At 39.5% G+C, this 16,837-nt stretch carries 14 protein-coding genes; 4 read left to right on the forward strand and 10 right to left on the reverse strand.

Features of this window, described 5'->3' with window-relative positions:
• The first annotated feature begins 8 nt into the window (after positions 1-8).
• From OA84_RS02790 to OA84_RS02800, 3 genes are all read left to right on the forward strand, one after another.
• A complete protein-coding gene (locus OA84_RS02790) occupies positions 9-464 on the forward strand; it encodes a FixH family protein (protein ID WP_039341989.1) in 456 nt (151 codons plus the stop codon).
• The gene (locus OA84_RS02795) at positions 455-1,198 is read left to right on the forward strand and encodes a sulfite exporter TauE/SafE family protein (RefSeq protein WP_039341992.1); all 744 of its coding nucleotides are present in this window, start codon (positions 455-457) and stop codon (positions 1,196-1,198) included. The genes OA84_RS02790 and OA84_RS02795 overlap by 10 nt, the downstream gene beginning before the upstream one ends.
• Positions 1,199-1,270: 72 nt before the next feature.
• Complete coding sequence (locus tag OA84_RS02800) at positions 1,271-2,053, forward strand: hypothetical protein (protein WP_039341995.1); 783 nt, start codon at positions 1,271-1,273, stop codon at positions 2,051-2,053.
• Positions 2,054-2,095: 42 nt separating this feature from the next.
• On the opposite strand, the gene serS is transcribed toward OA84_RS02800, so the two are convergent.
• The 10 genes from serS to OA84_RS02850 form a co-directional block, all read right to left on the reverse strand.
• Entirely contained in the window at positions 2,096-3,364 is a 1,269-nt protein-coding gene (gene serS / locus OA84_RS02805; protein WP_039341998.1) for a serine--tRNA ligase, read from the reverse strand.
• A gap of 62 nt (positions 3,365-3,426) precedes the next feature.
• Positions 3,427-3,924, reverse strand: a complete 498-nt coding sequence (locus tag OA84_RS02810) for a hypothetical protein (protein WP_039342001.1) — start codon at positions 3,922-3,924, stop codon at positions 3,427-3,429.
• Positions 3,925-3,939: 15 nt separating this feature from the next.
• Positions 3,940-5,190, reverse strand: a complete 1,251-nt coding sequence (locus OA84_RS02815) for an oligosaccharide flippase family protein (protein ID WP_052252076.1) — start codon at positions 5,188-5,190, stop codon at positions 3,940-3,942.
• Positions 5,191-6,837 (reverse strand): asparagine synthase-related protein, encoded by a 1,647-nt coding sequence (locus OA84_RS02820; RefSeq protein WP_039342004.1) that lies wholly within the window; start codon positions 6,835-6,837, stop codon positions 5,191-5,193.
• 47 nt (positions 6,838-6,884) lie between these two features.
• Positions 6,885-8,006, reverse strand: coding sequence for a glycosyltransferase (locus OA84_RS02825; RefSeq protein ID WP_039342007.1), 1,122 nt, complete (start codon positions 8,004-8,006; stop codon positions 6,885-6,887).
• Positions 8,007-8,103: 97 nt separating this feature from the next.
• The gene (locus OA84_RS02830) at positions 8,104-8,595 is read right to left on the reverse strand and encodes a hypothetical protein (protein ID WP_039342009.1); all 492 of its coding nucleotides are present in this window, start codon (positions 8,593-8,595) and stop codon (positions 8,104-8,106) included.
• A 42-nt stretch (positions 8,596-8,637) separates the two neighbouring features.
• Positions 8,638-9,420: a (Fe-S)-binding protein gene (locus tag OA84_RS02835; protein WP_039342013.1), complete on the reverse strand. Its 783-nt coding sequence runs from the start codon at positions 9,418-9,420 to the stop codon at positions 8,638-8,640.
• Between the two features lie 68 nt (positions 9,421-9,488).
• A complete protein-coding gene (locus tag OA84_RS02840) occupies positions 9,489-10,820 on the reverse strand; it encodes a 4Fe-4S dicluster domain-containing protein (protein WP_039342014.1) in 1,332 nt (443 codons plus the stop codon).
• 10 nt (positions 10,821-10,830) lie between these two features.
• Positions 10,831-11,781, reverse strand: a complete 951-nt coding sequence (locus OA84_RS02845) for an MlaD family protein (RefSeq protein ID WP_039342703.1) — start codon at positions 11,779-11,781, stop codon at positions 10,831-10,833.
• 119 nt (positions 11,782-11,900) lie between these two features.
• On the reverse strand, positions 11,901-14,048 hold the full coding sequence (locus OA84_RS02850; protein WP_039342017.1) for a peptidylprolyl isomerase: 2,148 nt from the start codon (positions 14,046-14,048) through the stop codon (positions 11,901-11,903).
• Between the two features lie 236 nt (positions 14,049-14,284).
• Between OA84_RS02850 and lon the strand changes: the two genes are divergently transcribed.
• Positions 14,285-16,687 carry an endopeptidase La gene (gene lon, locus OA84_RS02855; RefSeq protein WP_039342020.1) on the forward strand — a complete coding sequence of 801 codons (2,403 nt, stop codon included), beginning with the start codon at positions 14,285-14,287 and terminating at the stop codon, positions 16,685-16,687.
• The last annotated feature ends 150 nt before the right edge of the window (positions 16,688-16,837 follow it).

Consider the following 16,837-nt stretch of genomic DNA (forward strand, 5'->3'; position numbering starts at 1 on the left):
GCAAAAAAATGTTCAAAAAATTCAGCTGGGGTCACGGCATTGTCGTGGCATTAGCATCATTCATAGCGTTCATCTTATTTATGATTCTTATTTTTCCGGAAGGACAGCAAAATTCAGAGTTGGTTTCCGACGATTATTATCAGGATGAATTAAGTTATCAGACCGTCATCGATTCTAAAAAAAATGCCGATTTACTGGCAGAAAAACCAAGTTTTCAGCAATCGCCTGCGGGAATTAAAATTTTGTTTCCTGAAACGCTTACACCGGAAAACGGTAAAGTAAATTTTGAATTATACCGCACGGATGATTCCAACCTCGACGTGAAAAAAGAACTTTCCCTGGACGCAGCTCACGCCATTTTAATTCCTGCAAAAGTAATTTCGAAAGGTTCCTACACTTTAAAAATCAAATGGCAGCAGGATAAAAAACCGTATCAGGTAGATTACGACGTGTTATGGAACTAGCGCTAATACTTTCGGCATTGGGGCTGGGCTTCGCCTCGGGTTTTCACTGCATTGGTATGTGTGGCCCGATTGCGTTGTCGATGGGATTGACCAAAAAACAGTCTACCAATTTCTACCTTCAAAATCTTACGTATCAATTTGGCAGAATTACCACCTATTCTATTTTAGGTGGAGTTTTGGGAATAATCGGTGAAGGATTTGAAATGGTTGGCTTCCAGCAGTATCTCACCATCGCAGTCGGAATCCTTTTGATTGTGATGGCGGTTTTTTCATTTGGTGGAAAAGATTTTGCCTCTAAATTGCCCTTTTTATCAGCATTTTTATTTAAGGTGAAAATGAAGCTCTCTAAGCTGCTTCAAAAAGCAGATTACCGCTCACGCTACGCCACAGGTTTGCTGAACGGACTTTTACCCTGCGGAATGGTTTACATGGCGCTCACCGCAAGTTTAGCTGCCGGCGGAATTTTACAGAGCGCAAGTTTTATGGCCCTTTTCGGCCTTGGTACTTTGCCTTTTATGTTTTTGGTCGTTTTAGTCGGTAATTTAATGACATCCGCGTTGCGCCTGAAAATCTTAAAAATTATACCGGTGATGATGATTATTTTGGGGGGTTTGTTCATTCTTCGTGGCATGGAACTAGGCATTCCGTACGTTTCGCCACAAAAAGCTTCGATGCAGGTCATCCACAACAATTCTATTGAACATCAGCACGGCAACCACGAAAGTTGTCATTAAACTTCTGAATTTTAACCTGTTCCGTATTTTGGTATCTATTTTGAAGCTCAACGAAATAGATATAAAATCAAGATGATGAAAAAAATAGGGCTTTGGATTACTGCAGTTGGTCTAATCGCGCTTCAATCCTGCTCCGTTAACACAGAAACTACGTATTACAAAGATTCGGCATCTAGCATGGAGTCGAATATTCTTATGGATAAAGGCATGCTCTCAATGATGAATATGATGAGCGGCGAGCAGTCCAAACCTGCAGCTTTATCAAAGCTTTCCACAGACTGGAAAAGCCTTTACGATATACAAAAAGACAACCTTTTAACGCTGAATAAAGATTCCACCAAAGTTTTGCAGAAGATGTTTGTAAAACTTAACAAAGACAAAGGCGAAATCTACGGTGTTTCATTAAAATACGATAAACTTTTGCCACAGGAGGTGACATCGCTTTTAAGCCAAAGTAAAGAACTGAAAAGACTACCGCTCCAAAATATCGCAAAATGGAATGGCAACACATTAACCATTGACACCGATAAATTTAATTCTACTTCCTTTTTAGATGCTATTGAAGACAGCGCTGAAAAGAAAGAAATTAAAAATCCGAAAACAAAAAGCGATTCTATTGAAGCTTACGGCAGACAAATGGCGCAAAGCGTAATGGGGATGATGAAAATGTTTCCGGTAAATTTTTCCAGCACAATCAAATTTCAGAAACCGATAAAATCAATAGTTGGGAAGCACGATTTCGTTAAACAAATCGATAAGAAAACCATTCAGATCAACGTCCGCAGCGACGATTTGCTGGATGATGGCAAAAAACTCACCAACAAAGACAAAAAAATAATCGTCACAACAGAATAAAAAAAACCGCCTTATTAGGCGGTTTTTTTGATTTTATAAATTTTAGCTGATAAGGTCGAACCGCGCATATTCCGCGATTTTTGCTGGAATTTTTATTCCGCCGTCAACCTGATTATTTTCCAGAATTGCTGCCATAATTCTCGGCAATGCCAATGCAGAACCATTTAATGTGTGTACCAACTGCGTTTTTCCGTCGCTTTTAAACCTGCATTTCAGGCGGTTTGCCTGAAAGTTTTCGAAATTCGAAACCGAAGAAACTTCAAGCCATTTTTCCTGAGCTGCGCTCCAAACTTCAAAATCGTAAGTCATCGCTGAAGTGAAGCCCATATCGCCGCCACACAGTCTTAAAATACGGTACGGAAGCTCTAAATCTTCCAAAAGCGACTGCACATGTTTCACCATTTCTCCCAGGGCTGCATAGGAATTTTCCGGTTTTTCCAAACGTACGATTTCTACTTTTTCAAACTGATGAAGACGATTCAAACCACGGACGTGCGCGCCATAACTTCCGGCTTCACGGCGGTAACATTGTGAAAATGCCGTGTTTTTTACCGGTAAATCTTTTTCCTCCAGAATTACATCGCGGTATATATTGGTCACCGGAACTTCCGCGGTCGGAATCAAATACAAATTATCTTCAGCCGCAAAGTACATCTGGCCTTCTTTATCAGGCAATTGTCCGGTTCCATAAGCGGATGCTTCATTCACCACATGTGGCGGATTTACTTCCATATAACCGGCGTCCACGTTTTTATCTAAAAAATACTGGACCAAAGCTCTTTGCAAGCGTGCACCTTTACCCAAATAAACAGGAAAACCGGCACCCGCTATTTTTACACCGAGTTCAAAATCTATTAAATTATATTTTTTTGCCAACTCCCAGTGCGGAATGGCGCCTTCGCCCAAACCTTCAACTTCGTGAGATTGGTAAATAGTTTCGTTGTCATCCGCAGAAGTTCCGGCTTTCACCTTTTCATACGGGATATTCGGAATTAAATATAAAATTTCCAGCAGCTGATTTTCTACATCTTTCAGTTTTTGCTGTAATTCCTGCGAATTTTCTTTGTATGCCGCGGTTTTAGATTTCGCGTTTTCAGCTTCCTCTTTTTTACCTTCTTTCATCAAAATCCCGATTTCTTTCGAAATTTTTTTCATTTCCGCTAAATTTTGGTCAAGTTCAAACTGAATTTTTTTCCGCTGATCATCCGCAGCAATTGCTTCATCTACCAATTCAGTTTGTTTGAAATTTCGTTTTTGCAAACCGGCAAGAACGCGGTCTTTATTTTCGCGTAAAAAATTTACTTGTAACATAAGCTAAAAAAAATTGAGTTCTAAAACGGAAAAAAACCGTCAGTTAGCGGCAAATTTACGGATTATTTGGAGATTTTTACCACATTCAGCGCCTGATCGGTTTTGGTAAATTTCAGCACGTTGTTATACCAGATTTTTGAAACCTGAAAAATTTCCTGCCGCGATTCATATTGAATTTTCAGGGTGTCGTTGGTAACGAATCTCGTGGAATCATTGATTTTTTTCGTGAGTTCCAGCGCCAGCTTCGATTCATAAATTTGAAATGCTGCAGTTGAATCGATGGTGATGCGTTTTGCATCAGCAACATATTCCAGGTAAGTTACCGTGTCTGCGTCTTTCTTCAATGAAACAATAACCGGCGCGGTGTCGGTAACGCCGTAAACATCGTTTATTTTGATTTCGGTATAGGAACCGGGAATTTTCGAATTCAGCATGTCCTGTCCCGACGAATCAATATAAAGCTGAATAATCTGATCAATTCGCCGGATATTTTCGTCCTCGTTTCGGCACGATAATACAGCAAAACCGCCGGTCATCAGAATAAAAAAAAGATTTTTCATTACTACAAAGATAATTTATTTTAAATCCTTCCAGTAAAGATAAAAGCTAAAAATAAGCAGAAATCCGCCGATCAGCATGCTTAAAGTTAAGCTTACAGCCATTCCCATCACGCCAAATTTTCCAACCAGAAAGAATGAAAAGATCAGCAGCAAAAGCAGCGTAAAAAAGGAAATTAAAGTATTGGTTTTCATTAAACCAACCGCCGACAAAAGGTTTCCGTACAAATTCCGGAAAAGTAAATTCAGACAAAAGCCTGTAAGCAAAATGAAAAAAACAGGCGAATTAGCAACATATTTTTCATTAAAAAATAAATTTAAAATTTCTTGTCGAAAAATATATCCAACCAATAAAATTCCCGCACTAAGCGGAATAAAAATTTTATAATAATTGGTGATATAATTTTGTAGAAAACTTTTATTCTTAAAGTTTTTTGCAAGAAGCGGAAAATCACTCTGCATAAAAGCGAGCGCTAAAAATGTAATGTTTGCCGGAATTAAAATCGCAACTTTATAACTCGCGACTGAAACAGCATTCATCAGAAAACTTAAAAGCAAAACATCAGCGGAAAAAAGCGTATCCGAAAGCAGCGCCGTGCCCGCAGAAAACAGGCCGTATTTGCTCATTTCCTTATTTTTAAATTTTGCCGAAGGCAATTTTAGCGAAACAAAATTTTCACGCCGAAAATAAAAAAGTGCCACAAATGGCGTAAGAGCTATGGCAAAAAGATAACCGCGAATTCCAAAAAAATAGGTAAAAAGCAGCAAAAAAATCAGTCCGGCGATATTTACGGTATTTGTAAGTTGTGCAAAGCGCATATTATTTCCGAAAATCCGCGCTTCCGACTGCAGATGATTTAGAAAATAAAACCCAATAAACCGAATGGAGAAAAACAGAAAAAACACCAAAATATCGCCGTATTTTTCAATGTAAATAAAAGCAACACCAAGAAAAATTACGCTCAGGAAAAGCTGCCGGTAAAAACCTTCTTTCAGTAAAAACGTCGAAAGCTGCTTTTTATCGAAGTCATTTTCCTGCAAAGCGCCGTAACGGAGAAGACTTTGCTGGCTGCCAAAACCGCTGAAAGGTAAAAAAATAGCGAAAACCGAAGCCACAATGCTGATCATTCCGAATACGTTTTCGGGTAATAATTTGATGATCAAAAGCGAGCCGGCAAAAGCGCAAATTTTTGTAACCAAAAGCGATAAAAAAACGTGCTGTCCTTTATTTTTAAAAAAATCGCTGATAAAGAGTTGCAGACTTTCCACTTAAAAAAAGAGTTTGAAAATGGCCAGAATATTTACAGCTTGTGATTTTGACAAAAAATCGCGCTGCGCGAAAAGTTCGGTAACATCCTTTTCCAGCTCCGAAAAACCGCTTAAACGGTGAATATTACTTTGAAAATATTCCGCATAATAACGCTGAATTTCCGGCTGCGAATCATAATAAAACTGATACGGATACATGCTGGATTTTGCTGGTGTCTTGAGCACTTTTTCATTTAAAATTTTAAAGCCGCGCTTTACAAAACGGTCGCCAAATTTCGTTTTCCAACGCGCATCGGGTTTTAGCAAAGTTCTCTCCCAGCGGTACTTTGCGGCTTCGGGACAATATTTATTCAGCCATTCGAGATAGAAATTCTGATTATATTTCCATTTTTCCGGCAGCGAAATAGCAGTTTCCAGAAAATCTTTGGTCATAAACGGCGAAGTTTGATAGGCTTTTTGTTGGAAAACGTGCGCGCCAAAAATTGTTCGGTTAAAAGCTATGTTGCGGATCAAAAAAAGTTCTTCAGTTTCATAATTTTTCAGCGTTTCATGAAGCGAATTTTTGATTTTTGGCAGAAATTTTCGGTTTACCACCAATTTAAAATCCGAAGGTTTTTTGCGGAACGGAGCGGAATTAAAACCGCCCACGATACCATCTCCAATTTGGCCGCTGTGAAAAAGACCAAAATCGCCAAATTTTAAATTTTTTACCGCATGCTGCACATGAATGGAGCCCGTGTACAGCACCATCCCCTCGGACAGTGCCACCATCTCATCAATCGTCTTTAAAAAATCACCGCCATCCAGCGGGATAAATTCGTAATTTATTTGTTGCTCTTTTGCTATTTTTTCCGAAATCGTATGATCGAAATACCTGGACTGTGAAAAGCACAGCGCGATGTCCGGTTTCTGGTGATTTTTCATCGCATAAAACATCGCGATTCGGCTGTCCAGTCCGCCGCTTAAAAGACACAGGTGATTTTTACCAAGCTCGCAGTCTTTTTCATATTCCAAGCGAACGGATTCTGAGAAAACCTCGTGAATCCTTTCCAGCGCTTGTTCTTTGCTGCCGCTGAAAGTCGGAATTTTGGCTAAACTGAAATATTCGCGTTCGAGCAGTGAAGTTTCGGAAATATCGATGTCCAGAAAACGACCGTCCAAAAGTTTTTTTACCTGCTTTACGGGTGTTTTTTCTTCAGGTAAACTGGTGAAACACACCAGCTGATAAAGCGACTCTACATCGGGTTCAACTTTAAAATCTGCATTTTTTAATGATACTGTCAGCCGTTTTAAATCGGTATCGATGAAAGTGGAATTATTAAAAACCGAATAAAAAACGCGTTGCGTGGATGTGATGTTGGTAAAAACCAAAAGTCTTTTACGCTGTTTGTCGAAAAGAAAACCACGGAATTCGCCTTCAAAAAGTGAAAAAAAATGCCCGTTTTGCCTGGAATAAATTTTTCTGATTAAAGCTTCAAAATCTTTGGCCGCAAATTGCTGAAGAAGTTTTTGTCTATTCAGCAAAACACCTTCAAACATAAAATCAAAATTATCGGATTTAAGGTAAAAGTCATCGTATTCATCAGCTAAAAAAGAGCTGATTTCGATGTTTTGCGGAGTTATAGAAATGGAAAAACCTTTCGCCATGAAACTTTTTGAAAGTTAAATTTAATGCAATTTTTTTTGTTTCAGCGTCAGTGCAGAATTTTCCGGTAAACTTCATCGAATTTGCGCGAAATGGTTTCCATCGAGAAACAATGTTCGATGTATTGGTGTAAAATTTCCGGTTTATCAAAGTCAATTTTCGTCAGTAAAACGGTTTTCATGGCGTCGTACAGTTCATCTTCCGAATTTCTAATCAGAATTCCATTTCTTCCATTTACAATTTCTTTAATTCCGCCGACATTAGTAGCTATTACAGGCGTTCCGGAAGATAAAGATTCCAAAAGTACGCACGGGAAATTTTCGTAATCGCTGAAAAGTACAAAGCAACTGCTTTCGCGCATTTTCTCCGCAACTTCTTCAATTTTTAAAGTAGAAAAAGTTTTTACAAAGTCTCCGGCTTTATGCCTTGAAATAATTCTGTTTAAATTTTCCACCTCTCCGTCACCACCGATGTGCATTTCAAAATTGGTAAATTCTTTGCGAAGCCTTAACGCTGCAGCCAGAATTTTTTCCGGGTTTTTCAGCTGGATTAAATTGGAAATATGAAGAAAGATAAATTTTTGCGGCTGATGTCTTTTCGGTGGAAACACATTCATATTTACCACGTTTTCCACCACATGGAAGCAACCCGTAAATCCCAAAATTTTCATATCATTCTGCAAACTTTTGCTTACCGGCAAGATTGCTGAGGCATTTTTTGCAATTTGGTGTGCCAGAAAAACTTTTAATTTCGACCTTTTAGCACGGTTAATTTCTAAAAATCCGGACCAGTGTTCGCTAACAACGAAAGGAATATGATGTTTCCGTTTAAGATAAACGGCAAAAAGCACGGAATTAAAAAGGATATTGGCATGCACCAGATCCGGTTTTTGCATTTGGGAAAAACCTCTTTGGTAAGCTTTCATGCGCCGGAAAAAATTCCGGGCTGGATTGATGGATTTTTTGTAATAAACAATCAGCGTACGGATGCCGTTAATCTCCTGATCATCAACAATATAAAGTTCTTTTTGCGCTGGGTCGCCAATGGCGTGCAAAACTTCCACGTCATGCCGAAGCGCAACTGCTTCCGCATGTCTTTGCACAAAATTTCCATTTGTAGGTTCCAGTTTATTGGGAAACCAGGACGAAATAAATAGAATTTTATAGCGCATAGCACAACTTCTAATGTAAATTTAAGCAATTAATTGCACAAAAAAAACCCTTGGACAACTTTATGTCAAAGGGTTTCAGCTTTATTTTTTTATATGTTTAATCTACATAAATTCCGGCCCAACTTCTTTTCAGCGGCAAAAGAAAATCGCTTAAAAATGCCACATAGGTATTTTTGGAAAAATCGAAAACCTGAATGTCCTGAGAAATTGTACCGGTTTTTAAACCTGTTCTAAAATCCTGGAGTTTCAGGGTCTTAATTTCACCATTCTCCACAAAACTTGCTTTCATTCGGTCGAATAAGCCGAGGTTAAATTCCGCATCGATTTCGCGCATTACACCGCCCAATTCGTCGATAGAACAGCCGGAAGCAGCTTCTTTTTCTTCATCTACAGAAACAACGATAAATTGATTTTTTTCAATTTTAAATGACGCGGCCAAAGGTTTTCCGTGCGCCGCCCATGTTGCAAGAAAATCAAAAAGTTTTTCTGTAATTAGTTTGCTTTCTTTTGCGGTCAGCTGTCGTGACGCAGGATAAATTATAATTCGGTAATCGTTGGTTTCAACGATATTAGATTCTTCTATTTTCATTTCTTTTGATTTAAAAAATTAGCCGTTATAACGCCCGATTTTTTACAAATCTTCAGCTTCAGCTAAAAGTTCGGCGATGTCTTTAACCTGAACTTCGGTATTGTTAAAGTGCTTTACACCGTCGGTAATCATGGTGTTGCAGAACGGGCAGCCAGTCGCAATGATATTCGGTTTTTCAGCTAAAGCTTCTTCGGTTCTTTCCACATTGATGTCTTTATCGCCTTTTTCGGGCTCTTTAAACATTTGCGCACCGCCGGCGCCACAGCACAATCCATTGGATTTGCATCTTTTCATTTCCACCAACTCCGAATCGAGTTTTTGCAGCAACTGACGCGGTGCTTCGTATTCACCATTTGCGCGACCAAGATAACATGGATCGTGAAAGGTAATTTTCTTACCTGTGAAAGTTCCACCTTCAATTTTTAGACGACCTTCTTCCATCAGTTTACGAAGAAACTGCGTGTGGTGCATCACTTCGTAATTTCCGCCAAGACCAGGATATTCGTTTTTGATGATGTTAAAACAATGCGGACAAGCGGTAACAATTTTTTTTACGCCGTAACCGTTCATAATTTCGATGTTGGTTAAAGCCATCATCTGGAATATAAATTCGTTGCCGGCACGTTTTGCAGGATCGCCGTTGCAGGACTCCTCCTGACCGAGAACTGCAAATTCTACCCCTACTTTGTGCAAAATTTTGCATAATGCCTTGGTTACTTTTTTCGCGCGGTCATCAAAGCTTCCCATGCAGCCCACGAAAAATAAGACTTCCGGAGCTTTACCTTCGGCAGCATATTCTGCCATTGTTTTTATTGTGAAATCCATGTTATAGTTTACCAGTTTTCAGCACCGGAAAGCGAGGATTTTTTCGGTGCTATTTGCTAAGATTTTTGTTAATTATCATTTGCCCAGTTCAGGCGGTCGGCTTGATTATACTGCCACGGCGCGGCATTATTTTCCACATTGGTCATCATTAAATTAAGCTCCTGCGGCGCGGCGGACTGCTCCATGACCAAAAAGCGGCGCAATTCCACGATAATTGATAACGGGTCGATAAGCACCGGACAAGCTTCAACGCACGCATTGCAGGTTGTACAGGCCCAGATTTCTTCGCGCTGAATATGATCGTCTAATAATTTTTTACCGTCCTCTACAAATTTCCCGTTTTTATTGATGTTTTTTCCAACTTCTTCAATACGGTCGCGCGTATCCATCATAATTTTTCGCGGTGAGAGTTTTTTTCCGGTAATATTTGCCGGACAAACCGCGGTGCATCTGCCACATTCCGTGCAGGAATAAGCGTTGAGAAGCTGAACTTTATGTAAATCAAAAATATCGCTGGCTCCAAATTTTTCCGGAACTGCATTCGCGTCTTCTTCTGGCGGCGCCGCGTATGGATCGGCATTCGGATCCATCATTAATTTAATTTCCTTGGTTACGGAATCTAAATTATTGAATCTTCCAAGCGGGCCGAGTTTCGCGTACCAGGTATTCGGGAAAGCCAAAAGGATATGTAAATGCTTGGAATAATACAGATAATTCATAAAGAAAAGAATCCCGATGAAGTGAAACCACCAGGCGCCACGTTCTAAAAACATCAAAGTAGAATCGCTAAAATTTGCCAAAAGAGGGGCGAAAAAAGATGAAGAAACGGGGAAGCTTCCGTGTGCGGCATAAGCACTGCGCTGCTGTAAAAGCCAATCAGAAGAATTCATGGTGAAAAATGCCATCATCAAAGCAAATTCAATAATTAGAATCCAGTTGGCGTCGTTTTTCGGCCAGCCGAAAAGTTCTTTCATTGTTAATCTTCTTACGCCGTAGAAATTTCTTCTGATGAAAAATATAACCACGGCAATAATCACCAAAATTGCTAAAATTTCTAAAGTTGCCGTAAAAGCAGAATAGAAAGAATTGCCCATTATACCGGCTAAAAAACGGTGTGTACCGAAAATACCGTCGATAATGATTTCGAGAAGTTCAATATTAATAATGACAAAACCTACATATACGATAACATGCAGGATTCCCGCGATCGGGCGTTTGGTCATTTTGCTTTGTCCGAGGGCAACGCGCGCCATGGTTTCCCAACGTCTCGGCTTTTGGTCGTTGCGGTCTATTTCCCTGCCTAACTGAATATTTCGATAAATTTCTTTTAAACTTTTAAAGAAAAGTCCGAAGCCCACAACAAGGGCGACAAAAAAAAGAATATTGTCAATATATTCCATAGGAAGGGTTTTAGTCTTTTGTATTCTTACCAAACACTGAGAAGTTCAAATATCTTTTCGGATTTGCTTTTAAGTCTTCCACCAAAAGATTAAGGTTTTCAGCAGTTTTATTTAAGTTCTGGTAAAGTTGCTCATCTTTTGCCAATTTACCAAGACTTCCTTCACCATTTTGTATGCCGCTAATAACACCGTTTAATTTATCAGCCGTTGTGCTGAGTTTATCAATGGTGTTGTTTAGTTTTTGAACATCTACTTCGTCTGCAACCTGACCGTATTTATCAATTGCGGTTTTCGCACTGATAGTCGCTAAATTCGCGTTATCCAACATTTTTTGGATGCGTGGATCGTTATTCGCTAAAAGTGCATTGGTCTGCTGCGAAGTTCTTTCAAAAGCCGTCACCGTTCTATTAAGATTGGTTAAAAGTGCATTAATTTGCTGACGGTTTTGATCATCAACGAGTTGGTTAGCATTTGTGACTAAAGAATCTACTCTTTTCAACACGACCTGCACCTGATCTTTCACCGGACCTACCTGTGAGGAAATGCTGTTCAGCATAGAAAGTTTGAATTCGCCGGCTAAAGTATCACCATCTTTTGCCATCTCTCCGCCGTAAGCTAAATTCACGCGCATTTGCTTGCCAGACATTAATCCAGGTTCGAAAATTTCCAATTTAGATTTTTTCGAAAATTCGAAACTGTCATCAATGAGGACCTCAACTACGAAGTGTATTTTCCCGTCGGTTTCCGTAATGGGAATGATGTTATCCACTTGCCCAACTTTCAAACCGTTAATAGAAACGGGGTTTGAGGCTTCTAAACCTTCGACATTATCAAATTTTGCGTAGAAAATATTATCGGTGGTAAAAAGACTTTTACCTTTCATAAACTGGAACAAAAAGACAAAGCCAACAATGGCTAGAAGTGCTATAAGTCCTGCTTTTATTTCTTTTGTGAATTTCACTTTTGTGTATTTTTTATGCGACAAATATAGCATATTTTAAATAAAGTGCTGTGAAAACCTTAGGTTCTAAAAACACAAAAAGCGACCGTAAAGTCGCTTCCTATGTATGTTACAAAGTTTTACTGTTGAGCTGAACGGTTGTACAATTCAATTCTGTAATCTTTAATCTTCGCATTGTCCTGTAGGCTTTTCAGGAAAAACTGTCCAAATTGCTGGGAATTTTGTCCTGCGATCGCTTCAGCCATTTGCTTCACGTCGCCCGGTTGTTTGTTGATGCTTTCACCTTTTTTCAAAACTACATAAACTCCGGTTAAACCTTCAACTGGTTTGGATAATTTATTTTTAGCTACACCAAACGCGGCTCCGGCAACTTTCGGCTCCATTGCACCGTTCACCTGTGGATTTAGCATATTTACCTGTGCAGACTGTTTGCTGGCTCCGAAAAGTTTTGCGATCTGGTCTAAATTTGAAGCATTAGCGCCGTTAATTTTTTCGGTAATTTTCTTAGCCAATAACTGGTTTCTGATAATTGGTTCCACCTGGTCGCGCACTGCTTCCGGATCTGCAGAACCTGCGTCCTGAATTCCATTTACATAAGCTACAACTCTATCTCCTGTTCCTTCTACAGTGAAAATATCAGTGTCACCTTTTTTGGTGTTTTTGTTAAATGCCCACGCGATGATATCTTCGTCCTTGTCCGTTCCAAGTCCCGGCAAAGTTCCCTGGAATCTGCCAACCTCTTTTGGATTGGTGAACATATAATTATTTTTCTTCGCTAAATTGGCGAATTCATTAAAGCTTTTACCCTGAACCTGCTGAATGAATTTCGTGGCTTTGGTATATACTTCGTTTTCCGTTTTATCCGATGGTTTGATGGCCTTAACAAGGTTTGCCACTTTATAACCCATGGCACCACTTTTCTTATCTTCGATATTGATGATGTGGTAACCGTATTGTGTTTCTACAACTGCTGTTGCACCCTTACCGTTTGTTGCTAAAAAGTTCAGATATTCCGGTACGAATGGCGTTTCCGGAGTTGTCCAGCCCACGCTTCCACCTTGAGCGGCAGAACCCGGATCAGCTGAATATTTCAGGAACTGTGCAAATTTTGACGGATCAGCTTTTACTGCATTTCCAATAGAATCCGCTAATTTTTTCGCTTCTTCTTTTGAACGTGTTTCTGCACCGCCCGCCTGGTTTCCTTTATAAGTCACCAAAATATGTCTTGAAAGTGTAGAATCCGAAGGCTTTTTATCTAAAAGCTTAGATACTACATAAAAATTCTGCTCTTTATAAGGACCAAATGTTGTCCCGATCGCTGCGGTTGCAACTTTGTCTTTAATTGCTGCCGGTAATTGTTCCGCAGGGAAATATTGTGGGTTGAAAGGCAAATCTGAATTCAAAGCAATAAACATTGAATCGTTTTTCGTGTTCACGAAATTTTCATTTCCTTCGCTTGTAGGGCTTCCAACGGTCATCAATTTGTTCATTTCTGCCTGCATTGCAGCGTCATCTGCTGCGCTTGGCGCTGCCGGGAAATATACTACACCGATGTTTCTGCTGACGTCTCTTTTAAATACAGTCGGGTGAAGTTTAATATAATCCGAAATATCTTTAGAGGTTACTTTAACAGGATTTTTCTGCGCGAAAGCTTCATAATCCACTTTTACAAAATCAATATCAGCAAGCTGATCCCTTTCTTTCATAATCTGCTCTGCTTCTTTTTTGCTTACGGTAATTCCGCTGCTTACATTAGCAAAAAGCTGACGCGCCATCATTCTGTATTCGATGGATTTTCTGGTTTTTAACCAGTTATTGTATAATTCTACATTGCTGGATTTCAGCTGCGTAACTTGATTTTTAATTTCCTGAATTTTGAAGTTTCCTTTTTCGTCAAAATTCTCTTTATTCTGGGCAAATAAAGGATCGAACTGAAGCTGGTTCCAGAACATATCTTCAGTAAGGGTAAGACCCATTTTTTTGAATTGCTGCTCGATCAGTTTAGACTGAACCAACATTTGCCAAGCCTGCTCTTCCAAACCTTTGGTAGGCTGACCTTGCTGCTGTGCCTGCTGCTGAAGCATGAAAAGCTGATCATCAAAATCTTCTTTAGAAATCTCCTGGCCGTTTACTTTACCATAAATTCCGGGTTGTGCACCGAATAATTTTTCCAGACTGTCTGGGTTCACCACGAAAGCCAACATTGCTACCGCTATAATCCCCATTAAAAGCCAAGGTCTATTTCTAATTTCTCCTAAAATTGCCATCTTTTTTTGTATAATTTTATCAGTGTGCGAAAATACACATTTTTAGCAGATTAGAAAAAAAAATAAACTATTTATTTAAAAGCCCCAATCTTTCCTGTGCCAAATTTGTCTGCGTTTTTACGTGGCATAAACCTTGTCAAAATAAGGAAACCTTTTCGAAGGCCGAATTTTCTACCTGGAAGGTAGAATAAACGCCCTATTAATCTATTAAAAATGACAATTTGTCATTCAACCATATGACAGACTTTGAAGAAATGAAACTTGACGAAATTTTAGAAGACGGCTTCAGCATTGTAACTGAGGAAATAAATATAGCAGACATCGCCACCACCGAAGAAGAAGAAAACCAGCTGGTTTTCCCAATTTTGCCAGTACGAAATATGGTGATGTTCCCGAAAGTGATCATTCCGATAACAGCAGGACGGGAAATGTCCATCAAGCTTTTGGAAGAAGCGCAGAAAAACAATCAACTCATCGGGATTTTAAGCCAGAATAATTCGTCTATCGAAAATCCTGAAACTTCCGATTTGTACGAAATCGGGACTTTAGCGAAAATCATTAAAATCATTAAACTTCCCGAAGGAAATATTACCGCCATTACACGCGGTTTTCAGCGTTTTAAAGTAAAAAAATTCACGGCTAAAAGGCCATATTTTTTAGCGGAAATAGAAAAGCTGAAAGACGTTCCCACCAAAAAGAAAGAAGAGTACGAAGCTTTGCTTGAAAATATTAAAGCGCTTGCGCTGAAAATTATTGAGCTTGATCCAAACATACCGAACGCCGCGAATTTTGCGATAAGCAATATGTCGGATAATGAAGATTTGTTAAATTTTATCTGCTGTAATGCCAATTTTTTGTCAAATCAAAAACAGAAGCTTTTGGAAGAAAAAAGCCTGCTGATACGTGCCGAAAAATGTTACACGCTGATGCACGACGAATTTCGCAAGCTGGAATTGCGCAGCCAGATTCACCAAAAAACCTCGAAAGATCTAGACAAACAGCAACGCGAATATTTTCTGAATCAGCAAATTCGCACGATTCAGGAAGAACTGGGCGGCGGTCCGGAATCTGACGTTGAAGAATTACTGGACAAAGCCAAAAAAATAAAATGGAGCGAGGAAGTTGAAGAGCATTTCAAAAAAGAAATTAACCGTTTGCAGCGCCAAAATCCGAATTCTCCGGATTACAACGTGCAGCGAAATTATCTGGATTTTTTTACCGATTTACCCTGGAATAATTACTCGAAAGACATTTTTGATATCGCTAAAGCCGAAAAAGTGCTCGATAAAGCGCATTACGGTTTAGAGGACATTAAAAAAAGAATTTTGGAACACATGGCTGTTCTGAAATTGAAAAATAATATGAAATCGCCGATTTTATGTTTGGTCGGTCCTCCCGGCGTCGGAAAAACCTCACTCGGCAAATCGGTTGCGGATGCTTTGGGTAGAAAATATGTAAGATTATCGCTCGGCGGACTTCATGACGAATCTGAAATCCGTGGTCACCGGAAAACTTATATCGGTGCAATGGCGGGACGAATTTTGCAGTCCATTAAAAAAGCGGGAACCTCCAATCCGGTAATTGTTCTGGATGAAATCGATAAAATAGCGACCGGAATTCACGGTGATCCAAGCTCAGCTTTGCTTGAAGTTTTAGATCCGGAGCAAAACAATTCCTTCTACGACAACTTCCTGGAACTCGGTTATGATTTATCGAAAGTAATGTTCATTGCCACCGCAAACTCTTTATCTACCGTGCAGCGTCCGCTTTTGGACCGAATGGAAATCATTCAGATTGCCGGCTACACTTTAGAGGAAAAAGTAGAAATTGCAAAACGCCATTTAATTAAAAAACAGCAGGAAGAAAACGGTTTAGACACCAAATCATTTAAACTCGGAAATGCCGAGTTGAAACATATTATTGATGCACATACGTCTGAAAGTGGCGTGCGAAGATTGGAAAAACAAATCGCGTCAATAGCCCGCTGGGTCGCCCTGCAAACAGCCATGGAAAAAGAGTACAATCCAAAAATTTCCATAGAAAAAGTGGACGAAATTCTCGGCGTTCCGCGGCCGCGAAATTTGGCGGAAATCTCCGATGTTCCCGGTGTCGTAACAGGTTTGGCCTGGACCGAAGTTGGTGGCGACATTCTTTTCATCGAAAGTATTTTAAGCGAAGGCAAAGGAAATCTCACCATGACCGGAAATCTTGGGAATGTTATGAAAGAATCGGCGACTATCGCGTTGGAATATATTAAAGCAAAACACGACAAACTTGGCATTTCTGCAGAAGATATTCAGAAAAATAATATCCACGTTCACGTTCCGGAAGGCGCGACGCCGAAAGATGGTCCGTCCGCGGGCATCGCGATGTTAACCTCGATTGTTTCGAGTTTCAAAAATCAAAAAGTAAAACCTCATCTTGCGATGACGGGTGAAATTACATTACGTGGAAAAGTGCTTCCTGTCGGCGGAATTAAAGAAAAACTTTTAGCCGCTGCGCGAGCCGGAATTAAAGAAATCATCCTCTGTGAAGCGAATCGCAAAGATGTGGAAGAAATTAAAAAAGATTATCTGAAAGACCTGAAAATAAATTACGTAAAAACCATGAGCGAAGTCGTGGATTTAGCTTTAAAGTAAAAAAGAAAAAATGCCCTTTTTAGGGCGTTTTTTTTATTTCAAAAATGAACTTTTTGGAGATAAAAATTACGGAAATGCAAAAGCTTAAAAATTTGCCGTTTTAGCACCGAAAAATTTAGGTCTACATTTTTAGCAGAATTAAATGATAGA

It is taken from the genome of Kaistella solincola (genome assembly GCF_000812875.1).
GTDB classification, from domain to species: domain Bacteria; phylum Bacteroidota; class Bacteroidia; order Flavobacteriales; family Weeksellaceae; genus Kaistella; species Kaistella solincola.

Bases quoted from the DNA above. Each gene is read 5' to 3' on its own strand.
- OA84_RS02790 (WP_039341989.1), top strand. From the start codon at position 9: ATGTTCAAAAAATTCAGCTGGGGTCACGGCATTGTCGTGGCATTAGCA.
- OA84_RS02795 (WP_039341992.1), top strand. From the start codon at position 455: ATGGAACTAGCGCTAATACTTTCGGCATTGGGGCTGGGCTTCGCCTCG.
- OA84_RS02800 (WP_039341995.1), top strand. From the start codon at position 1,271: ATGATGAAAAAAATAGGGCTTTGGATTACTGCAGTTGGTCTAATCGCG.
- serS (WP_039341998.1), bottom strand. From the start codon at position 3,364: ATGTTACAAGTAAATTTTTTACGCGAAAATAAAGACCGCGTTCTTGCC.
- OA84_RS02810 (WP_039342001.1), bottom strand. From the start codon at position 3,924: ATGAAAAATCTTTTTTTTATTCTGATGACCGGCGGTTTTGCTGTATTA.
- OA84_RS02820 (WP_039342004.1), bottom strand. From the start codon at position 6,837: ATGGCGAAAGGTTTTTCCATTTCTATAACTCCGCAAAACATCGAAATC.
- OA84_RS02825 (WP_039342007.1), bottom strand. From the start codon at position 8,006: ATGCGCTATAAAATTCTATTTATTTCGTCCTGGTTTCCCAATAAACTG.
- OA84_RS02830 (WP_039342009.1), bottom strand. From the start codon at position 8,595: ATGAAAATAGAAGAATCTAATATCGTTGAAACCAACGATTACCGAATT.
- OA84_RS02835 (WP_039342013.1), bottom strand. From the start codon at position 9,420: ATGGATTTCACAATAAAAACAATGGCAGAATATGCTGCCGAAGGTAAA.
- OA84_RS02840 (WP_039342014.1), bottom strand. From the start codon at position 10,820: ATGGAATATATTGACAATATTCTTTTTTTTGTCGCCCTTGTTGTGGGC.
- OA84_RS02850 (WP_039342017.1), bottom strand. From the start codon at position 14,048: ATGGCAATTTTAGGAGAAATTAGAAATAGACCTTGGCTTTTAATGGGG.
- lon (WP_039342020.1), top strand. From the start codon at position 14,285: ATGACAGACTTTGAAGAAATGAAACTTGACGAAATTTTAGAAGACGGC.